We start from the raw sequence: 21,572 nt of genomic DNA, 5'->3' as shown, positions 1-21,572 counted from the left end.
CAATGACTAATAATATTCCGTTTACTGAGTTATACGAAGATATTTGTGAGCGAAGCTCTCAAGCAATATTGAGCAAAATGAGGTTACGAAGCTCATCTCTGCGTAACTATATTCACCAAGAGTTATCAGCAAGATTTGGAGAAGGGAATAGTCTTTTGGCAGATCCTATTTTTGAGGCAATGTTTGGTTGGAATCCTTCAAAATCATCGCTGTTAGACTTAGTTGAAAAGAAAAAATTATCCACTTCTTTTTTTAATAACTTAACAACCCCACCATTGCCAAAACCAGCTGAAAAAGAGGATTACAAAGAGGAGCATGCTTCTCGGTATTGTAATGATATTAAGGAAGACTATTCATGGCCAGAAGCTAGACCACCATATCAACATCAATTAGAAGCTTGGGGTTATTTAATGGATGATGATGTTAAGTCGGTAGTTGTGACAAGTGGTACAGGTTCTGGTAAAACGGAATGTTTCCTTGTGCCACTATTAAACGATTTAGCAAAACAAGCTGAAGAGTCTGAAGATGATTTAGTTGGGGTACAGGCACTTTTTCTATACCCATTAAATGCACTAATAAATTCTCAACGAGAGCGTTTAAGTTCTTGGACAAGAGGATTTGAAGGTAAAATTAAATATAGTTTATACAATGGCGATACTGATACTAAGCCTCCTAAAAAAGACATATTAAGGAAAGAGCAAGCTGATACGCCTGAGAGGGTTAGATATAGAGAGGTTATTAGAAATACTCCCCCACCAATACTGTTAACCAACGCAACAATGCTTGAATACATGCTGGTTAGACAGGAAGACCAACCAATAATTCAGCAATCTGAAGGTAAGCTCAAGTGGATAGTATTAGATGAAGCACATACTTATGTGGGGTCGCAAGCAGCAGAGATTTCCTTATTGTTAACGCGTGTGATGCACGCGTTTAAAGTAAACCCTAGAGATGTTCGTTTCGTGGCAACGTCAGCCACAATTGGCGATAAAAATAATCAAAAAGAAACAAATGAGCAGTTAAAGGCTTACTTAGCGAAGCTAGCTGGTATTGAGACAACACAAATCCATGTAGTTAATGGTGATCGATTAATCCCTGCTATAAAAGATAATGATTCTACCGCGAAGCTAGATATTGAATATGCATCTTCATTAGATAGCCGAGAGTTATTTAGTTACTTATCTAGCTCACCAGTAGCTAAAAGTTTAAGAACAAAGTTAACAAAAAGGCCCATGAATTTAGTTGATATAGCTAAAGTCCTTTGGCCGACGGAAAATAAGTTAACCACTAATCATAAGAGAAAAGCGCTGTTACTAATTGATTTAATGGCGAAAGCATATTCGAGGCAGTATGGTGATCCCCAGGCATTTTTACCTGTTAGAGCACATTTTTTCCATCGAGCACAAAAGGGAATTTGGAGCTGTATTGATAACCACTGTCCTGAGAAAAAAGGCACTTTGCTAGAAAGTGGTTGGGAATTTGGCAAAGTTTATCTTGAAGAGAGGCGACATTGTGATTGTGGCGCACCAGTATTTGAGTTGGCTCATTGCTCTGGATGTGGGACAAGTTCTCTAAATGCTGAAGAATTAGTTGTATCTGGAGGTAAGAGACAATTAAGTGTAAGGATTGGTGAGTTACTTGATGATTATGCTGATGAAGTCGAGATGCAACTAGATGATTCAGAACAAGAAGAGCCTGAAAGTGAAGTTCTAATGACTAAGCATGCTCAAATCTTTTCAGCATTAAAATCAGAAAAAGGAATTAGGTATTTAAACTTCAAAACAATGGCACTTTCATCTTCTTATGAAGAAGATAGTCACGCGATTAGCATTATTACAAACGATGATCATGATGGTTTACGTTGTGCTTGTTGTGAGAAAGTTGAAAAACAAACAGGTACGAACTTTAAGCGAGCAATACTTGGTGCACCATTTTTGATGGGGACTGTTGTACCTACTATGTTAGAGCACGCCCCAGGAAAAAGTGATGATGTAAAAGATCTTCGTGGTAAACGAATGATAACTTTTACTGATAGCCGACAAGGCACGGCTCGTTTTTCAGCAAAAATGCAACTTGACTCAGAGAGAAACTTTGTCCGTAGTTATGTTTATCACCGTTTGGCAAATTTGAGTGAACAAAATGAGTTGGATGAATCGACACAGGGGATCATAGATGCTCTTAAGTCTATGGGGAAAACAGACGAAGAGATCATGAATGCTGTCCCTAAGTACCGTGATTCAATATCAAGTACCTCATCAGTTTCGTGGTTTGATTTAGTAGAGCAGTTATCAAGCACTGGTGAAATTCAGTTACTTTCTGGTGCGATAGAAGCTGAACTAACAGGTGACAAAAAAGATCAGTTACAAATAGGCGAATATGCAGATAAAGAATCACTGCTTTCAGATCCAAAAAATTTAGCAAGACTATTCTTATATCGAGAGTTTGCTCGTAGACCAAAGACGCAAAATAGTTTGGAAACAATGGGGCTTGTCGCATTAACATATCCTGCTATTGATGCTATCAACGAAGAGCCTCAGTCATGGCGAAGTATAGGGTTGAATAATCTAGATGATTGGAAAGACTTCCTAAAAATATGTGTAGATTTTTGGATTCGTGAGAATACCTTTGTTGATATACCCAAGTATTATTTGAACTGGATGGGGGCACGAATTATGCCTCGAAGTCTAATTAGCTCTGATGACTCACCAAGAGATGAAATAGAAAAGAAAGCACTACGTAATTGGCCTATGGCTAAGCCAATAGGAAGTATGCATCGATTGGTTCGAATGTTGGCAAAAGCGACGGGATTAAACCCAAAAGAAAACTGTATATTATTCAATGATGTGCTGGGGGATGCCTGGAAAAAACTTCTAGAAACACATATATTAATTAAAGATTATAAAGATAGAGGTTATCGCTTAAATTTTGAAAAGGTAGCCGCTCCTCAATTAATGACTAAAGGTTGGTTGTGTCCCTACACCAGCCGAATTTTAGATACTACATTAAAAGGTATCTCTCCTTATTTGCCAAATGAAGATGAACGATTTGAGTACTGTACAAAGATAGATGATTTAACTTCAGAAGAGTTTATTGAAAAAGGTAGGGAGCAAGGTTACTGGAGTGATTTAAATGACCGTATTCTTGAGGGGGTTAGCTTAATACGTGCGGCGGAGCACTCTGCCCAACAACAAAGTTCGCGTTTAGCTGGATTAGAAAATGCCTTTAAATCTGGAAATATACAAATTTTAAGTTGTTCAACAACGATGGAGATGGGGGTTGATATTGGCTCCCTTTCAATGGTTGTTATGAATAATGTTCCTCCTGGTCCCGCGAACTATTTACAACGTGCTGGTCGTGCTGGTCGTAGGCAAGAGTCTACTGCTATGGCATTAACGTTTTGTAAATCTACCCCTCACGGTGAGCGTGTATTCTCCCACCCAAAGTGGCCATTTGAAACACCAATCAATGTACCAATTGTCTCGCTAAATAGTAAACCTCTAGTATTAAGGCATATCAATTCACTAGTACTTTCAACTTTTTTAATGTCAATTTATCAAAGAGATGAGAGTATTTTGCAAATGCATGCAGGTACATTTTTTCTTGAACCTGAAGCTGCTGGAAAATCAGTCATTCAACAATTCCAAGATTGGTGCTCAACAGATGCGCTCACTGATAAAAGGTTACTTAGAGGTATATCCCAACTGCGATTTGAAACAGTATTTTCCCTTTACGACAGTAAACGATTAGTTTCAATGGTTCAGGAAGAAATGCTCGAATCTTGTGATAAGTGGATGAAAGAATATGAATCCTTAAGTTTTCAATTGAGCCGTTGTGATAGCACGGGAGCGGGTGAGGCAGCTCTAAGGAAACTATCAGGTCAATTAAAACGTTTAAAAGAAAATTACTTGTTAGCTGAACTATCGGGAAGTGGTTTTTTACCTGGGTATGGTTTCCCTACAGGCGTTGTTGCGCTTGTAACGAATAGTAAAGATAGCAAGGAAAATCGGAATTCAGTTGGTAGTAAACAAAATAAATTCCAGCGAAGAGGCTATCCAAGTCGAAGTTTGGATGTAGCTTTAAGGGAATATGCACCAGGTGCGGAAATTGTATTAGACAGCATTGTTTATCAATCACAAGGCTTGCAATTAAATTGGAAAATGCCGTTTAGTGAAAATGAAATTACTGAACAGCAGCTATTCAGAGTTTCTTGGGAGTGTAATGAGTGCCACACTACGAGTACTTCTTTAACTAAGCCTGAATATTGTACAAATCCCGAGTGTTGTTCAAGTGATATTTCATGGCAGGAATATATTGTTCCGTCAGGGTTTACTGTCGATTATAGTACACCATTGCATAATGATTATACGCAGCCCAAATATTTGCCATTCAAAGAGCCTAAAATATCCTTAGAAGACGCTACTTGGCAACATCTACCTAACCCTGAGCTTGGTCGATATCGGACAAATGATAATGGAAAGCTGTTTCATTATAATGCGGGTAATGGTGCAGGTTATGCGCTTTGCTTGTGTTGCGGTAGGGCTGAAGCTTTGGATAACAACGGGGGTGTTTCTAAATTAACTAAACAGCATAAAAGGTTGCAGGGTACTAGTGTAGATAACAGTATTTACTGCCAAGGCCCTGAAAATTCTTGGGCCATCAAACAAAGTAAATTTGGTATCGATAATAAAGTGACGCATCCATTTATGTTGGGGCATGATGTTCAAACTAGTATTTTCGAGTTACAAATTAATGATCCATGTACAGGCAACGCCATATTTGACTCTAAATTAATGTATACCCTTGGTGTCGCCATAAGAACAAAATTGGCTCAACAATCTGGCATTACAACTAATGAGCTAGGTGTTGCTGTTCGTGATGTAACTCAAAGAGGTGGTTTAAAAGCTACAAGCTTATTTCTATATGATATGGCTTCACAAGGAGCTGGTTTTTCAACATCAATATTAAAGAACTTTACCGAAGTAATAGAGGCAGCGAAAACTTACCTCGGGACATGTACTAACACTGGGTGTGAAGGAGCATGTCACGCATGTCTTTTGGATTATGATACACAACATGAAATTGATAACTTAGATCGAGTTTATGCTAATGACTTCTTGGTAACGTCTCAATTTGTTGAAAAGTTAAGGTTGCCTAAAGAACTAAGGGCGTTTGGTAATGACACCTTAGTAGAAATGGACTGTATATCTTTATTAATATCGAAAGTTATTGATACAGATGTTACAGGTGTACGAATATATCTTGGTGGAGACATACAGGATTGGGATTGGCCTGAGTGGAAGTATAGGAATTGGATTAATCAACTTGCAGTATCTAATTTAGATGTCTCTATTTATATCGAAAGAAAATACCTTGAACACTTTCAGCCTGATATCGCTTGGAGCATTCAAAAAGATCTTGTTCCGAGTATTAAGTGGTATGCGAGTGAATTCGATGTTCTACCTATAGAAAGTGGACATATGTTATTTGATGTCATTAAAGGTGAAAGCGTTCAATCCTGGGGAACGCTAGATAAAAATGCTTGTTTCCCAAATGAAACTTGGGGTGAGCCTTTAGATACACTTATTGTTAAATCAACCCTTTCAAGTAGCAATGAACTAGTTGCTGAATTGGTCAACCTTGACAATATATCAAGCCAGTCATCTTTAAACTCTGCAACCGTTATAGATAACGTAGGCGCAAGATTAAATTGCAATGTCCAATCTTTTGGCAGCAACCTTTTAGCATTTATATCAGAACATGACGATAGTCTTTTAGAAAAAATATCATGTGGCATAGATAGTGCCTATTATTATGATAAGTTCTTAGTCTCTCCCTTAAGCTCATTCTTAATAATTAACTTTGTTGCTGCAATCAAAGAAAAAACAAATGAATTTGATTTGGAGCTTTACTCTGCATACCCGAAAAGAGATCGTGATAATAGAACACCTGTGTGTGTTGCTGATAATTGGCAAAATCATTCTGATCAGCCTTACTTTTATACACAGGTTAGTAAAAACTTTGGAATAACGGTATATCCCGAAGTTTCAGAGCCAAAGGATCTCCCACATGGTCGATTTTTACTCTTAAAACTGAAAGATGGAAGTGAAGTCAAGATCATATTTGATCAAGGGATGGGCTATTGGGCTACACGTTACCCATACCGGTTTAATACTTTTGATTTTACTAAAGATGAATTCGGGCAAGCTGATGCAGTCAGAAAATGGTCGTTTAAGTTAGAAGCTGCAAACCATGATTCATATATTGCAATTAAGTATGAGTAATATCGGATATGTATTTATAACTTCACTTTGAAATCTGGTGTATAGATAATTACTTATATGTAATAAATATTACTTTTTTAGGTTTTTGATGTCGGGGTTATTTATTAAGTTTCTGTAATTATTGACTTTTAATTGTGGTCTGGTTCTCGCAATACAAGGTTATCTAATCATGTGAGGAAAACGTTATGACCTTTATTGTAAAAGAACAAGATCGATTTTTCGTTGTACCAGACCTAAAAAATAGCCAGCACGCACAAATAAGAGAAGGGCAAAGAGGGATATCTAAAAAGCAGGTGATGCTTGCTTATCAATATGGTCGTGTTATTCACTCAAGGCGTGCAACCTATTACGTGATTGGTAATAAAGAAATTGAAAAGTATGGCTCTATTGAGCCAGAACTAAAAGCTATGAATGGAATTCAGCTTGTTATGTCCTCAAATGGAACAGTAATGACAGCCTTCCGAAATAAAGATCTTAGAAAGATCCGCCCATTCAAGCATAGTCACAAACACTTACACTAATTGAAGTTTGATTGGCTTACAGTTAATCAAAATTAAAAGGATAGAAAATGAGTTTAAAAAAATTTGCAGTAGCAAAAGCCAGAGCACTCCCTGTCATTATTCTAGCGGACACCAGTGGCAGTATGTCAGTGGACGGGAAGATTGCAGCGCTTAACGAAGCCGTTCGAAACATGGTTTCTACTTTTAGGCAAGAATCAGCACGACAAGCTGAAATTCAAGTGGGCTTAATCACCTTTGGTGGTGATAAGGCTGAAATGCACCTACCACTTGCTAAAGCATCTGAAATAGAAGCGATGCAGCCACTCGATGCGATTGGTCGCACACCAATGGGTCATGCGTTCGAGTTAGCGACGGAGGTGCTCGAAGATAAAGAACTGATCACATCTCGCGATTATCGCCCTGTATTAATTTTACTTTCGGACGGTATTCCAACAGACAGTTGGAAAGCAGGTTTAGAACGTTTAACCACGAGTGAACGCGGTCAAAAAGCCAGTCGTTTTGCAATGGCGATAGGCGCTGAAGCTAATATCGACGTACTTGAAGCATTTAACAATGATTTAGAAGCGCCAGTATTTAAAGCTAATGAAGCCAGAGATATTCACCGTTTTTTTAGAGCGGTCACCATGAGCGTAACTGCACGCTCTCAAAGTAGAACCCCGAACGAACTTGCACCGATTAACTTTGATGAGTTAGACAACGATGATGACGATTTAGGCTTAGATCTAGAAGGCCAATGGTAAGTATTCGCCATCTAAGTGTTTCTGTCATTGGGCCTGGTCATTTACTCAATGGTCAGACTAATCAAGATTCGGTGCTAGTAAAAAGGGTGCCTAGTGGTTGGCTCGCTGTAGTTTGTGATGGCATGGGATCCAAGGCTCATTCGGATGTGGGATCAAAACAAGCATGTCGAGCTGCATTTGATGTGATTAAGGCGGTTGATTTCAGCATTGAAAGTAAAGCGCTTATCAAGCGGGTTTACCAAAAGTGGTTGAACTCGCTTGGCGATTTTAAAGCCAGTGATGCAGTAACAACGTGTTTGATTGCTTGGGTTTCTGATAGCGGAGAGCTAAGAACGTTTCAGTTAGGTGACGGTTTAATTTTAACTTCGCAACAGACAGCTGAGCATTCGGATACAAATGATTTTGGCAACATAACTACAGGCTTAGGTAAATCTAAACAGTTTTCAGACTGGCAGATAACGAAGCAGAAATTGAGTGTAGGTGATGTGATTGCGCTTATGACTGACGGTATTAGCGAAGATCTGCACCAAGGCATGGAGCTGGACTTTGCACATTCGATTATTGAAAGCACTAAGGGCAAGAGCATTAGACAAGCTAAGGCTTGGCTAAAAAACGAATTTAGGAACTGGGGTACGCCGAATCACACGGATGATAAAACCCTCGCACTATTGGTTTTGAGCTGACTGTGCAAAATAAAGGTTATAAACAAATGACAAGTGAACAAACAAAGAAGCGCATTGTAACCGACACCTTTGGTCAAGAGTTTGAGTTAATCAAAAAGATAGGACAAGGTGGTCAGGGAGTTGTTTGTACAACTCAGGTTGATAACGTGCTGGTTAAAATGAGCACACAGCGATATAAAGATAAAAAAAGAAATTGGCTTGAGCATGTTCATTGGTTAATGAGGCAACCGTTAGAGCAATTAAACATTGCTAAACCATTCTCGCGCATTGCCATGAAAGGAAATAACTTTGGTTATGCAATGGAGTTGATGGACGGATTAATTCCTCTCGAATCGTTAATGAATGAAACTGAAGAATTAATTGCAGCGGAGGGGTCACCAGAGCATTACTTATCAACGGGTGGCTTAAAACGTCGAATGACTATTTTGGCAAAGCTTGCCAGAACACTCTCAGATCTTCATGCAAGGGGTTTAGCGTACGGTGACTTATCTCCTGCTAATATTTTTGTTTCAGCAAACCCAGATTACTCTGAAGTGTGGTTGATTGACTGTGACAACATTTGTGTCAATCAACGAGAAAGTTTTGACTCTTTGGTAGATGAAGGCAAGCCAGGTCGCATTTATAGTCCAGGTTTTGGTGCACCAGAAGTGGTTAATGGCGACAGCTTTGTTTCCTCGCTAACGGATGCATGGAGCTTTGCAATCGTCGCGATGAAGCTATTAACAACTAATCATCCATTTATTGGTGAAGCTGTTGAAAATGGTACACCTGAAGACGAAGAGCGAGCGTTTGCGGGTGAGTTACCTTGGATATACCACCCAACTGATCATGCAAATGCGCTAGATGAAGATTACCCCAAAGGCATTCCATTAGAACTGGTAGCGCTAAAGCCACTTTCCAATTTATTTGAACAATGCTTTAACGCGGGTAAAAACGATCCGCTAGCCAGACCGAGTTTAAGTGAATGGGCGGAAGTCTTTGAACAGCTTGCGCATATGCTAGTGAAGTGCCAAAACAACGAATGTAATGCTTCTTTTAACTTCTTGGTGAGTGACGGCCATTTAGAGTGTCCTTTCTGTGGTACTTCAATGAACAACAGCCAAGTCTTGTATATTCGTAATAACCTCCAAGATTTATCTATTTTAGAGCTACCTAACACAACGATTTACGATACATACGTTGATACGGGGTATCACCAAACGCTTAATATTGGCGAAACCATTGTACTCAAAAACTCTTGCCCTGGTTCTATGTACTGGCCTGAATCACAAGAGCTACTGTCGATACGCTTTACCAAAGAGGGTTTAGAGATCACTCCACTAGGTGCTAAATCTTTTGAGATGGGGATGGGTAAGAACAAACTTCAAACCTTCAACTCGAAAACACCAGTATCGGCTTCGACAAGAGCTAATCAATGGCTACTCATCAAACCAATCGTCGAGACCCCTGAGCCGCAAATAGCTAACCTGTTTAGGTTGAGGTGGTAAGCTGATGAATACGCAAGATCTTAAACATTTAACTCAAGAAAAGATCATTGAAGTTGCTATAGAAGAGGATGCTATTTCGGCTTTCGACTGTGAACAAGATATCTCTTTTCACATTATCCACGACGAGCTGTTTATTAAGCAAAATGAGCTTTTAGCACAGGTTACTAACGCTGAAGTATTTGATAGCTATGGCGACATTGAGCACTTTATTTGGATACCGATTTCTAAACAAGAAAATAAGGTGCTTATTCAAGCGATCCCCTGCTTACCAAATAATTTGGATTTTCACGAGCTGCAAATTTCTGTAGATGAAAACACTATTGAGCAAGTAGCTAAACTCGCAAAGCTAAAAAACAAAGACATTGATAGCGTAACTGATTGGCTAAAAAGCGAGTTTGTACTTGATGTAAATAACCAATCGAAAGTGCTAACAGCAATCAATAAAGCAAGCGTTGCTGAAAATAGAGGGCTAACGATTGTAGGTAAAACGAGTTTGCTAGAAGCGCAATATACACCAGAGCAAAGGATGTGGGCGAAATCGGTTAAGAAATTGCGCCGCAAGGTTAAGTTCGATTTGAGTTCGATAGATTGTGAATTATCGTTCGTTGACTTTACCGAAGTAGCTAGAATCAATGATCCCTTGATTAAGCAAAAGCTTGAGGAGTTAAATCGAGATAACTCAACATACATAAACTTATGGAATCAATACAACCAAAAAGTTAAAGAAAAAGCGCTGGAACTCGCCAATAACGCTGGCTTTGTTCGTTATATCAAAATCGATAAAGAAGACTCGATTGATGGTGTTAAATGGAAGTTTTACTTCCAAGAAAAAGATACTGATAAAGTTAACCGTTTAGTCTCCGCTTTAAGAGAAGAGCCTAACTCTACGCTAGAGATCAACAAGCGCTTACCTAGCTGGTTAGAGAATAATATTGGTGATATTGGGCTTGAAAAGGATGAAAAGGTAGAGAGTATTGCTGCTCAATTTTCGGGGCATACTAATCAGTATATAACGCTCAATTTAAACTCTTACGGAAAGCCTGAAGAAAAAGGTGTTATTTATTTGTCGATTAGTGGCTCAATTGTGCAAATGCAACGACGTGAGCAAGCAAGGGATTCAATAACAGGCTTTTTGAATCCAATGAAAGACCTACGTCTGTTAATTGAAGATCAAGATTTTAGTATTTCTAGGCAAAAACAAGCCAAAAATAAATTGAAGCCGTTAACCGCTGCGGCGAGAAGATCTTTCAAAGGTGAGCCAACTCCAAAGCAGATAGAAGCATTAGATGTCGCTCTTAATACACCTGATATTGCCTTAATTCTCGGCCCTCCAGGTACGGGGAAAACCCAAGTTATTAGTGCGCTGCAAAATAGGTTGGCAGAAGAGCATAAAAGCAATTTAACGGGGCAAATACTACTTACTAGCTATCAAAATGATGCGGTGGATAATGTCATCGCTAGATCTGAGGCATTTGGTATTCCGGCGATTAGAGCGGATGACAATACCCGCGCCCCTTATTTATTGGAGCAGTGGAGCCAGAAACAAACAAGTAATTTAACTGAAGTTGCGAATGAGTTAGCTCAAAATGACGGCAGTTATAAAATTATAAAAAACATTCGCAAGGATATAGCGACAATTCTAGCTTCTCGTGTAGATAAAAAACAAAAACACGAGCGGATAAAAAGTCTTCTTGAGGATATTGATAATCTTAGGATAAATCACGGTTTTGATATACCTCAGTCCTTGAAAGCAAAACTTGAGCAACAGTTTGACACTCAAGTTGATGAGAACAACCCAACTTCTAATTCTTTGTTGCTGAGCCAAGTTAGAGGTTTACGAACCTCTGAACGAGCGTATTACGATGATGGCTATGAACAGTCTTTCAAGTGTCTATCCGCTTTACGCAGAACGGGGCGATATGAAGAACAAGCTGAAGTTCTTGATGAAATTATCGAAAAACTGACTCTCAGTGCTGAAGATTTTGAAAAAATTAAAGAAATAAAAAATAAGTTACTCGATGATTTAATCCCCGATTACCGACCTAAGTCGTTACAAGTTGAGCTTTCAAAAGAAGAAATATCAACGCTTCATCAATTGAATGAAGTTATCGCTAAGCACGCAATGAATTGTGCAGCGGGAATACCTGATGTTATCGAGGAGTATTTAGATTTAATCAAGTATCAACCGGATTACCTTGCAAAAAGTGTAAGAGACTACACAACGTCAATTGGTGCATCGTGCCAACGCTCTGCCGGTCAACAGGTTGTGAAGTATAAAGAGCAAATTAATGCTTCTTTAGATGAAGTTGGCGGAGACTTTACCTTCGATACGGTCATTGTGGATGAAGCTGCCAGAGCAAACCCGCTTGATTTGTTTATTCCAATGTCACTGGCAGTGAAGCGGATCGTATTGGTTGGAGATCACTTCCAGCTACCGCAAATGTTAGAACCCGATATTGAAAATGAAATGATTGAAGCAGGTGACTTGCAACAAGAGACTGCCAAAGCGATCAAAATGAGTCTTTTCGAACGATTATATACGCAATTAAAAGCTCGCCAAGCCAAAGATGGGATTCAGCGAACTGTGATGTTGGATACCCAGTTTAGGATGCATCCAGATATCGGCGGATTTGTTAGTCGTTCGTTTTATGAAGCTGAAGGAGAGCCAAAACTAAAAGCAGGCTCAAGGAAAGAGCATTTTGATCTCGGTATTGCTAAGTATAAAGGTAAAGTAGCCGAGTGGATTGATTTGCCATTACAGTCTGGCAAAGAGCAGCGTTCAGGGACTAGTTGGCAACGCGATTGCGAAGCACAAAAAGTTGTTAGTGAAGTGAAAGAGTTGTTTGCAGAAAATCCTAATTTAAGTGTAGGTGTGATTACCTTCTTTGCAGCTCAGCGAGAGTTAATTTTAAATAAGCTTGCGCAAGTAGGCATTTGCCAAAAATCAAAAGATGGTTGGGAGTATCTGCCAGGCTTTAAAACAACTGAAGAAGGAGAAGAAAAAATTCGAGTTGGCTCTGTTGATGCTTTTCAGGGGAAAGAGTTTGATGTGGTGATTCTATCAACGGTTCGCTCTAATGACTTTTCGGCATCAGATGAGAATGCATACCGAAAAAAATATGGCTTCATTCGCACGCCAAACCGTTTAAATGTGGCGTTTAGTCGAGCTAAGAGTTTAATTAAAGTTGTTGGTGATAAAGCGATGTTTTCTAGCGAGTCAGCTGAAAAAGCCATTCCTCAAGTATGGGCATTTATTCACGAACTCTGTGGGGTGAAATCATGATTACACATAGAGATATTCAAGATGCTTGCTACTTGAAAAGTAAGCTGAAGCGATACCAGAATGAAAAAGATATCTTTTGGCCGTTTTATCTATGGCGAGTAGCTGCGCCCAAAAGTAAACCAAGTTTGAATATTTTTCAGATGTTGGTGTTAAAGCTTATTTTGGCAGGGTGCCGCGACAACGAAAAATTATGCCGATATAGCAATTTAGATAAAGAGCTTATTAGGCACATATTAGCTCAGTTAACTAATGATGATTACCTTGATGGTTGGAGTCATACAGAAAAAGCCAAGCAGTTACTTTTAGGTGTAGAAGAGTCTACAAACGAGAAAACAAGTTATTACATACTTCAAGATGCAACAACGGGAAAGTTGATGCCGAGGGTACTTTCTACACTACCGCACATTGAAGGCATGGATTTCAGTGAGCGTTTCCCTCAATTTGTTCGAAGTAAAGGCTCTGGGAAGTTAGTAAAGCCCTTGTTAATAAGTAATAGCGTTAAGCCAGAAGCGCCAACGTCAGAGCAAATGAACACCAGCTTAAGAGCCTATCGCAGAGTATTGAACCAGTTAAAGCAAGCTGATTTTTATATATCTGACGATGCGTTAGAAGTTACCTACTCAATTGAGTTTATTGAGCCTGAACCTATCGCAGCGTTTATCCACACTAAGCTATTTTCAACAATTTCTGGTGAGCGCTCGTGGTATTTATCTGACCCAACGGGACTAACGGAAACCCTTCCTGAGCTAAATGATATTGCTGAACAGTTGTTAGATTCAAATAAGCATTTTGCTTCTAGAGTTAATGAAGTAATGGGGATCGCTGAAGATGAACATACGCTCAATTACAAGCAACAAGAACAGCTATTTGAGGAGCAGGCAAAAGTAGAGTTGTTATCAAACTATCCCTGGGTTCAAGAATATTCACTGATAGAAAAGCATGTCCTAGCAACACTGCGATTTAAGAACCAGGTTGAACAATCGCAAATACCTAGACCAGAAGTCTTGGATGGGTTGTTGAGTGAGTTGCAGAAAATAATCGAAGCTTGGTTAAAAACCTTTATGAAGCCTAATGAAGCCAGCAATGACTGGGAAGTTTTAGTCATGCGGTGGAACGGTAATCGACCTGTTTTTCAGCATGACAAAAGACTTATTGAGCAAATTTACTTAGGAGTTAGCGGCGTTAGTGCCTATGCCGCGAAAAGGTTAGCAACCGTTAGAGGGGGCAATGTTCAATCAGCAATGACAAGAGGCAACCAATCATTAAAGCCGATGCTTGCTGCGATGTTACTAACGTTTCCAAAGGTTGTGGAGCAATTATCAATTCAACTGCCTAACTGGCTAGACGATGCAATACGGCTTGCTGATGACAGAAACAATAAAGCCAGTCATGCGAGTGGTGAAGTTTTAACAAAAGAAGAGGTTATAAATCACCTCAATTCAGTAGATGAATTATTAAAAGTTTTAGAAAGAATATTAGGAAGTAAATAATGGCAAAACGAAACAAAGCACGGAAGCAGCCTGTAGCTGCAAATGCAACAAATCCATCAAATTCAACAGCGGATAAAATTGGTAGCGCTTTAGCTGCTGTGGACAATCTAGCAGAAAGTGATAGCGGTTCTGTTTTTGGCGCTATGGCTGAAAAGCTTAAGCTAGCAAAAACGTCACATGATGCTGCGAGTGAAGAGCAAAAAAAAGAAGCATCAGAATCTTACGGCAACGATATTCAAACTTTGGTTGGCGAACTTAAAAAGCTAGTAGAGCAAAACAAGAAGATTGAAGCGGATAATAGGCAAAGTTTATCAAGATCAAAGCAATTAGAAGAGTCGGTTGAAGAACTTAAAAAGAAAATCGAGTTAGAGAAAAAAGATTTAGATAAGCAATCTAAAGAGCTATTAGCAAACAAAAAGAAGAATGCAGAAGATACGGCTGAAATTGCCAACAAACTCGAAGAGCTAAAAGAGCAAGAACTTGATGCTGAAAATGGGTTTGCCGCAAAACACATGGAAATGCTGGATTCGTTTGAGGAAAAACAGAATAAGCTTCGCGAATCATTGGAACAGAAAAAATTAAATCTTGAAAAAGAAGTAGATGAGCTAACTAAAGCTAAACAATCGTTGAATGAAGCGGAAAAAGCCTTGCTTGAAGAAAAGCTACATGAGTTATCTTCTAAAGAAGCAGAATTAGACGAAAAAGAGTTCCAATTAAACCAAGAGAAAATACTAATTGAGAGAAAGCGTAAGCAAGCACAACTAACCAATGAAGAAGCCAGTAGCTATAAAATCTCACTAAAAGATGAAATTGAAAAAGAATTCACCTATCAGATATCTTCACTTGAAAACCAGAAGTCTAACCTTGAAAAGCAAATTGCTCAGTATGACCAAGGTGAAAAGCAGTTACTTGAAAAGTTGAGTTCATTTAAGGACATAGAGAGACAATTTGGTGACGCTACGCCACAAGAGGTTTTAGAGCAACTTAATCATTACAAACAAGAGGTAAGCAAACTGCGTTTACAGTTAGATGAGAAGCCTAGCGAACAGCTTGAACAAAATTACAAAGAGCTTAAAAAGACCTACGAAGCATTAGAGCAAGAATACAATAATGCTCATGCAGAGCTACAGCAAAATAAAGTGCAGCTTACAAAAAGTAGAATGTCCGTTATTGAGTTAGAGCAAGTTCAAAAGCAGAAGCAAACTTTGGAAAAACACAATCAATTACTAAAGGCAGCAGTTGATCAGTTGAGCGCTGATGTTGATGATCTAGTTAATAAGCAACAGACTAAAACCGCATTCCCAGCTCTGTTAGAGCTTGATAGCAAACTTAGAGCTAAAGGGACAACAGAGTCTATTCCTTCATTAAGAAACTTTGCAGAAGAGCTTCAGCATCGTATTGCTTGGGACTCTCATGAACAGAAAGAGTTGTACTATCGCCTTGAAGATATTTGGCTGTTTATTGCTGGCCTTGCTATGAGCCGTTTACATATCCTACAAGGGATCAGCGGTACAGGTAAAACAAGCTTAGCAAAAGCATTTGCAAGGGCTGTTGGTGGTGGTGTGAAAACCATATCTGTTCAAGCTGGCTGGCGTGATAAAGGAGATTTAATTGGTCACTTTAATGCGTTCGAGAAGAAGTTTTACGAGCAAGAAACTTTGCAAGCTTTATATGAAGCACAATCTCCGGCATACAGTGATCGTCCATACATCGTTTTACTAGATGAAATGAATCTTTCCAGACCAGAACAATATTTTGCAGAGTTTTTATCAGCTTTAGAATTAGATCCCAAAGACCGTATTCTTACGTTGATGACAACAGGACAACCTAATGGGCCTGAAAAGTTAATAGATGGAAGAAAAATTAAAATACCCGAAAACCTTTGGTTTATTGGCACAGCTAACCACGATGAAACAACGTTTGAGTTCGCTGATAAAACTTATGACCGTGCCCATGTAATGGAGCTTCCAAGGCATAAGAATTCGTTTGAAATCAACAAAGATCTTGAGCAAGTGACTTACAGTTTTGATTCACTTGAGGCAGCCTTTGAAGCGGCAGCTAACAAACATAACTCTCAAGTCACTAAGCTTATTAAAGCATTAGATGGTTCTGAGCTTTCAATGATTTTAGAGGAAGAATTCAATGTTAGTTGGGGCAATCGACTAGAAAGGCACTTGATTAGATTTATACCAGTGATGCTTGAGTGTGGTAGTGATTTGGGTTTTGCCTTGGATCATATGTTAGCAACTAAGGTGTTAAGGGCGGGTAAAGCGACTGGCCGTTATGACACTGAGCATGAAGATATTTCAAATCTAATTGATGCATTAAATGAGTTTTGGCGTACTCAAGGCTTTAATTCCAAACCTGAAGCGAGCTTGAAACTCTTAAATAATGAATTGAAGAAAAAGAGTAGTCTTTAATGATTACTTGGTATGACAGATTTAACGGGAAGTTAGTAAAACAGCTTCCTGAAAATATTGTGTCTGGAAGATATGCGGCTCAGGCACCGTGCATTTTTAATGGACATTCAAATATTCAGCCAGATGATTTTCTTGTTAGTGATGGAACAGAAAAGTTTCACATTGGATCTCAAGTAGGCTCATTTATTCATAATGAAAAGTCGGAACAACTTGAGACCGAATTAGAAATTATCGAGAGCGCAATACTCGCATATCAAGATGCGGTTGACTTGGGGAAAGATAGCTCTTTTCTTATACCAGATAAATTACTTGCTCGCTTTGAATTGAGTAAATTTGAGGAATTACTAGTCGATGTTCTAAAAAAAGGGCATCTCCAAGAAATTGCCAGGCGGCCTAGAATGGAGTTAATTTATGAAGAGCATCTTGTTCCAGTATCCAGGGCTAAAAAAGTTGCACGCTCCGCCAATGCTCACCTAGCTTCTCATTCAGAGTGTTGGCAAACCAGGACATTAACTGGTGTGATCCCTAAACAAATCCTCGCTTTAGAAAGTGAGGACCAGCTCAATATTTATGAAAATCGAGTCTATGTGAAATTATTGGGTAATATTGAGCAATATTTAGTTAAGCGCATTTTAGAAGTTAAAAAATTAGAAGAAATATTCAAGCAAGCAGTGAGTTTTCAGAATGCGGACGGTATTTATTTTGAGTTGCGGAACAGTATCTTTACCTTATGGGGAGAAGGCTTTTCTGATGATGAACAGGCGGATGATGCCGCAGTACACGGAATAGCAACACTTGAACTGCTAACGAAGATGTTGAAAAAAATAAGAACATTACAACATTCAGGTTTGTACCTAAAGTTAACTCATAATATTCATGTTCCGCTTAAGTTAAATATGACCAACGTTTTGTCACATGATCAGCATTATCGTCATGTAGCAAGGTTATGGAATAGTTGGTTGGATACTCAGCAAGCTAATAACCTCGATTCTGAACAAATCTTTCAACGAAATAAGAAGCTTGCAGTTGCATATTCACAATATTGTCGTGACTTAGTGAAACGAACATTGCATGAACTTGGTTTTAATGAATTGACACCAAACTGTTTTAAAAGAAATGGAAACCAGGCCATTTATCTTGAGGTAACAACTGGCTCTGAAATCGTATTAAAAACACCTGAACATAGTTTATTCTTTATTCCGTGTTTCAACAATAGTATTGACCTCTCAGACACAGAGTTGATGGAAAACAGTCAAAGGATATTGCTTTCTTTAGGTTCTTCTGTAGAAATGAATGAAAAATACCTTTGTACTGCACCAACCAATTTTTATTCATTAGAACAGCTAGCTGTTTTGATTTCGAAGTGGTTAATCAGTCAAACATTGCGAACTATTGGAATTACAATATCTAAAGCTCCATCACTGCTTTTAAAAGCGTTAAACCGAATGAATGCAAATGGCTATTGGAAGTTTGAGAATAATAGCATCACCATAATAAAGCCATGTCTAGCTACTAAACCCAAGCTACTGGAGTTTAAGAAAGAGCATAAGCAGGATGTTTCTATCGCCCAGGCTGTTGATGCAGTTACTGAGGCCGCAGAAAGATTTGAAGAGTTGTTGTATTGCCCTTGTTGTGGCGAAAAAGCCAATGAAGAACAATGGATTTCTAGGGATGAAAACTGTTTCGCTATTAGAAGGTCTAGCTGTAATCATAATTGGGAGGTGCAACGTATTCCAGATGGGGTTAACGTATTTATCATAAAACCAGCTAAACTATCAGAGGTTAATGTTCCATATAGATTTGAAGACTACGGTCGATACCAAATGCAAGTTAAATTATGATGACTAGATAAATTTGATTTTGTGATTAATATTCTAAATTGATCACAAAATTAAATCTCTTCAGTTAGCTATAGTTTATACAACATTGGTTGGCAATTAAGCCCTTTTTTCTATTATATTAAATATTAGTTGAGGCTTTGAGATAATGTTAATCCAACGCTATCACTTAATTTTGAATAGTATTCCAATTGAACCGCAGCGTGTTTCAGTACTCGACTTAAAAGTTAAGCTCTTAAATCATGGTATTGACCTCTCAACACGCATGTTGCAGCGTGATCTTCAATCTTTATACGATCAAGGCTGTTTTGGCCTTGAAAAAGATACACGAACAAAACCTTATGCATGGTCTATTAGTAAGGATTGGCGGGGAAGCTCACCGCTACTAAGTATTGAGCTTGCTCAGCATTACTTACTGCTTGAGCAGCTTCTGCCACAGAATATCCCTGTAGATATTAAACAAACAATTCATGCTAAAGCTGATATTGCATTACAGCGACTAAATGGCATCAAACCTGAATGGTTAAACCTAGAAAATAATAGCTCGATTAAGGTGAATCTTGACAGCAAGGTTGTTGAACAAATCGAGCATGCAATAAAACATAATCGTTCAGTTAGTGCTGAGATTTATCGCGTTTTATATGATCAGGCACACTGGTTAGCTTTTACTGAACTTAGCTTCTATGGTCTTGAAGAAGACAACGGAATTCTTATGGCGCAGTTTATGGTAGGGACGCTGCATGACAAGTGCTATCAGATGCCGGTTTATCGTATTCGTAATGTGAAAGTATTACAAAAGACACGGCGTGAACCAAATTTAGAGCAGTTAAGCTCTTTAAGATCTGCGATTAATAAAGGAAAGCGTCAGGACAGTATTAATTTGATTATCAAAGTGCCGTCTCAATCTTCATTGAATCAGGGGTTTGTACAATTTGGTGAGTTAATAGAGCAGAAAAAGTTAGATGCTCAAACATCACTGCTTAAATTCAATGTGCAGGACACTGAGCAATTAACAAGTGAATTGTTTAGAGCATCACATTGGCTTGAGGTAATAGAGCCTCAAGCTGTACGCAGCAGAATCATTAAAAAACTAAATGAGGCTTCAAACACTTATAACTTGTGACTTTTAGGTGCGTCAAAAATTGACGCACCTTGTTGTTATGCTCTTTAAAAAATGAGGAGCAATGATGTTTGAGTTAGTTGAGAATTTAGATGGCTTGTCTATTGGCGTATTTGGTATTGGTGGCTGCGGTTGTAACACTGTTAATACCATTTTTAATGAGGTTCAAAACCCGCAAACTAAGTTTTACTGCGTTAATACTGATAAGGTTGTATTAGAGCACTCTCAAAATGATGATTTTGTGTTGATAGGTGCTGAGCTTACAAACGGCTATGGCGCTGGCGCAGACCCAGCAATAGGGTTACTCGCCGCACAAGAAAGTGAAGAGCAATTATTAACGCTTATCAAAAGTTGCGATATTCTCTTATGCGCAACTGGCTTAGGAGGTGGCACTGGCACAGGAGCTAGCCCATACATAGCTAAGTTAGCCAAAGATCTTAATAAGCCTGTAATCTGTATTGCAACATTACCCTTTACCAGTGAGGGGGATTTTAGGCGAAAAGTAGCTGAGCAAGGGCTTGATGAATTAAAGCAGTTCGCTAATGCTGTTGTCACTTTACCAAATGATCAACTTATTGAGGTGCTTGGCAATGACATTGGCTTATTTGATGCCTTTAAGCACAGTAATCAAATTTTACATTCTTTAATTACCTCACTCATTGATATGCTGTGTTATCAGGGATTAATTAACGTAGATCTGCGTGACTTTCAAAGAGTAATGGACGCCCAAGGCGATGCTGTATTGGGGGTTGGAAAGTGTGCAGATGAAAGCGATTTACAAATGGCTCTTACGCAAGCCCTGAGTAACCCTCTGGTTAGCAGTGTTGATATGAGCACAAGTACAGGTGTTATTGTACAAATTAATTGTGTCGATGAGATTTCATTAGGTAGTTACAACACCATCATGGATACAGTACGTCATCAAGTTAGCCCTAACGCAGTGGTTATTTGTGGTGCTTCTAAAATTACGAGTTTGGCGAATAACTTTGAAATACTCATCATAGCCACTGGTGCAAAAAGTCAGTTAATTCATGCCAAAAACATAGATGAAACAATACCTAAAGTAGAGCAAACAACAAAAGCTAAAGCAGTTGTATCTAGTCAAAGTGATATTTTTGATATTCCGGCTTTTATACGCAGTCAATCACCAGCTCCCTCTGGTAAGTAGTTTCACAAGGTTACCACCAATCTAGCTCTGCGTATCTGTGCTCAGTTATTTGGTAGTATTTTATTTGTTCTAAATACTACCAAAGCAATTGTAATGAGGATCAGTAAAGAACCTGACATTTGTATCTAGTAAAGAAAAATTAGCTTTTATCTTTGTAACTATATGCTTTTTAAACAAGTTTTTGTCTAAATATACGTATGAGGCATTTTGATCAACATTAAAAACAACTCGACCTCTGGGAAAGTTGTAGTAGTCAGTGTTGTCTAGCATTAAACCAAACAATTGATAAATATTATTATCTTCCCACTCAACTTGGTGTTGCAGCGTGCTATCAATAAATCCAAGTTGATCTGGCTTTAAGTCGATAGCACTTTGAGCTTTAAAGACTAATGTGTTTTCAGCAAACCAAAAGATGCCAACTTTGTTATTCATTAAGGGCTCCTAAATTTATTTTTCCCGACATTACTCGGTTATGCCCAATTTAGAACCCTTCTTCATAGCCCATTTCTGCGAAAAATTTCTACTTTTTATATGGTGCTAT

At 38.6% G+C, this 21,572-nt stretch carries 12 protein-coding genes; 11 read left to right on the top strand and 1 reads right to left on the bottom strand.

Going from position 1 to position 21,572, the window contains the following annotated elements; genetic code table 11:
- Nucleotides 1-2: 2 nt before the first annotated feature.
- The 11 genes from EXT43_RS19440 to EXT43_RS19390 all read left to right on the top strand — a co-directional run bounded on the left by EXT43_RS19440 (nucleotide 3) and on the right by EXT43_RS19390 (nucleotide 21,031).
- Entirely contained in the window at nucleotides 3-6,281 is a 6,279-nt protein-coding gene (locus EXT43_RS19440) for a DEAD/DEAH box helicase (RefSeq protein WP_130167725.1), read from the top strand.
- A 185-nt stretch (nucleotides 6,282-6,466) separates the two neighbouring features.
- Nucleotides 6,467-6,802, top strand: a complete 336-nt coding sequence (locus tag EXT43_RS19435) for a DUF4258 domain-containing protein (protein WP_130167724.1) — start codon at nucleotides 6,467-6,469, stop codon at nucleotides 6,800-6,802.
- A 47-nt stretch (nucleotides 6,803-6,849) separates the two neighbouring features.
- Nucleotides 6,850-7,542 (top strand): VWA domain-containing protein, encoded by a 693-nt coding sequence (locus EXT43_RS19430; RefSeq protein ID WP_130167723.1) that lies wholly within the window; start codon nucleotides 6,850-6,852, stop codon nucleotides 7,540-7,542.
- Nucleotides 7,536-8,225, top strand: coding sequence for a PP2C family serine/threonine-protein phosphatase (locus EXT43_RS19425; protein WP_130167722.1), 690 nt, complete (start codon nucleotides 7,536-7,538; stop codon nucleotides 8,223-8,225). The genes EXT43_RS19430 and EXT43_RS19425 overlap by 7 nt, the downstream gene beginning before the upstream one ends.
- A gap of 26 nt (nucleotides 8,226-8,251) precedes the next feature.
- On the top strand, nucleotides 8,252-9,712 hold the full coding sequence (locus EXT43_RS19420) for a serine/threonine-protein kinase (protein WP_130167721.1): 1,461 nt from the start codon (nucleotides 8,252-8,254) through the stop codon (nucleotides 9,710-9,712).
- A gap of 4 nt (nucleotides 9,713-9,716) precedes the next feature.
- Nucleotides 9,717-12,995, top strand: a complete 3,279-nt coding sequence (locus tag EXT43_RS19415) for an ATP-binding protein (RefSeq protein ID WP_130167720.1) — start codon at nucleotides 9,717-9,719, stop codon at nucleotides 12,993-12,995.
- Nucleotides 12,992-14,485, top strand: a complete 1,494-nt coding sequence (locus EXT43_RS19410) for a hypothetical protein (RefSeq protein ID WP_130167719.1) — start codon at nucleotides 12,992-12,994, stop codon at nucleotides 14,483-14,485. Before EXT43_RS19415 ends, EXT43_RS19410 begins: the two co-directional genes overlap by 4 nt.
- Nucleotides 14,485-16,905 carry an AAA family ATPase gene (locus EXT43_RS19405; protein ID WP_130167718.1) on the top strand — a complete coding sequence of 807 codons (2,421 nt, stop codon included), beginning with the start codon at nucleotides 14,485-14,487 and terminating at the stop codon, nucleotides 16,903-16,905. The genes EXT43_RS19410 and EXT43_RS19405 overlap by 1 nt, the downstream gene beginning before the upstream one ends.
- Entirely contained in the window at nucleotides 16,905-18,746 is a 1,842-nt protein-coding gene (locus EXT43_RS19400) for a hypothetical protein (RefSeq protein WP_130167717.1), read from the top strand. Before EXT43_RS19405 ends, EXT43_RS19400 begins: the two co-directional genes overlap by 1 nt.
- A 145-nt stretch (nucleotides 18,747-18,891) precedes the next feature.
- Nucleotides 18,892-19,866 (top strand): WYL domain-containing protein, encoded by a 975-nt coding sequence (locus EXT43_RS19395; RefSeq protein WP_130167716.1) that lies wholly within the window; start codon nucleotides 18,892-18,894, stop codon nucleotides 19,864-19,866.
- 61 nt (nucleotides 19,867-19,927) lie between these two features.
- Complete coding sequence (locus EXT43_RS19390; protein ID WP_240701539.1) at nucleotides 19,928-21,031, top strand: cell division protein FtsZ; 1,104 nt, start codon at nucleotides 19,928-19,930, stop codon at nucleotides 21,029-21,031.
- A gap of 69 nt (nucleotides 21,032-21,100) precedes the next feature.
- On the opposite strand, the gene EXT43_RS19385 is transcribed toward EXT43_RS19390, so the two are convergent.
- The gene (locus EXT43_RS19385) at nucleotides 21,101-21,463 is read right to left on the bottom strand and encodes a hypothetical protein (protein WP_130167714.1); all 363 of its coding nucleotides are present in this window, start codon (nucleotides 21,461-21,463) and stop codon (nucleotides 21,101-21,103) included.
- Nucleotides 21,464-21,572 lie beyond the last annotated feature (109 nt).

This window comes from Pseudoalteromonas sp. CO109Y, from assembly GCF_004208935.1.
Classification (GTDB): domain Bacteria; phylum Pseudomonadota; class Gammaproteobacteria; order Enterobacterales; family Alteromonadaceae; genus Pseudoalteromonas; species Pseudoalteromonas shioyasakiensis.
The sequence above is the reverse complement of the archived record's forward strand: the minus strand, read 5'-3'. Positions and strand labels throughout refer to the sequence as shown.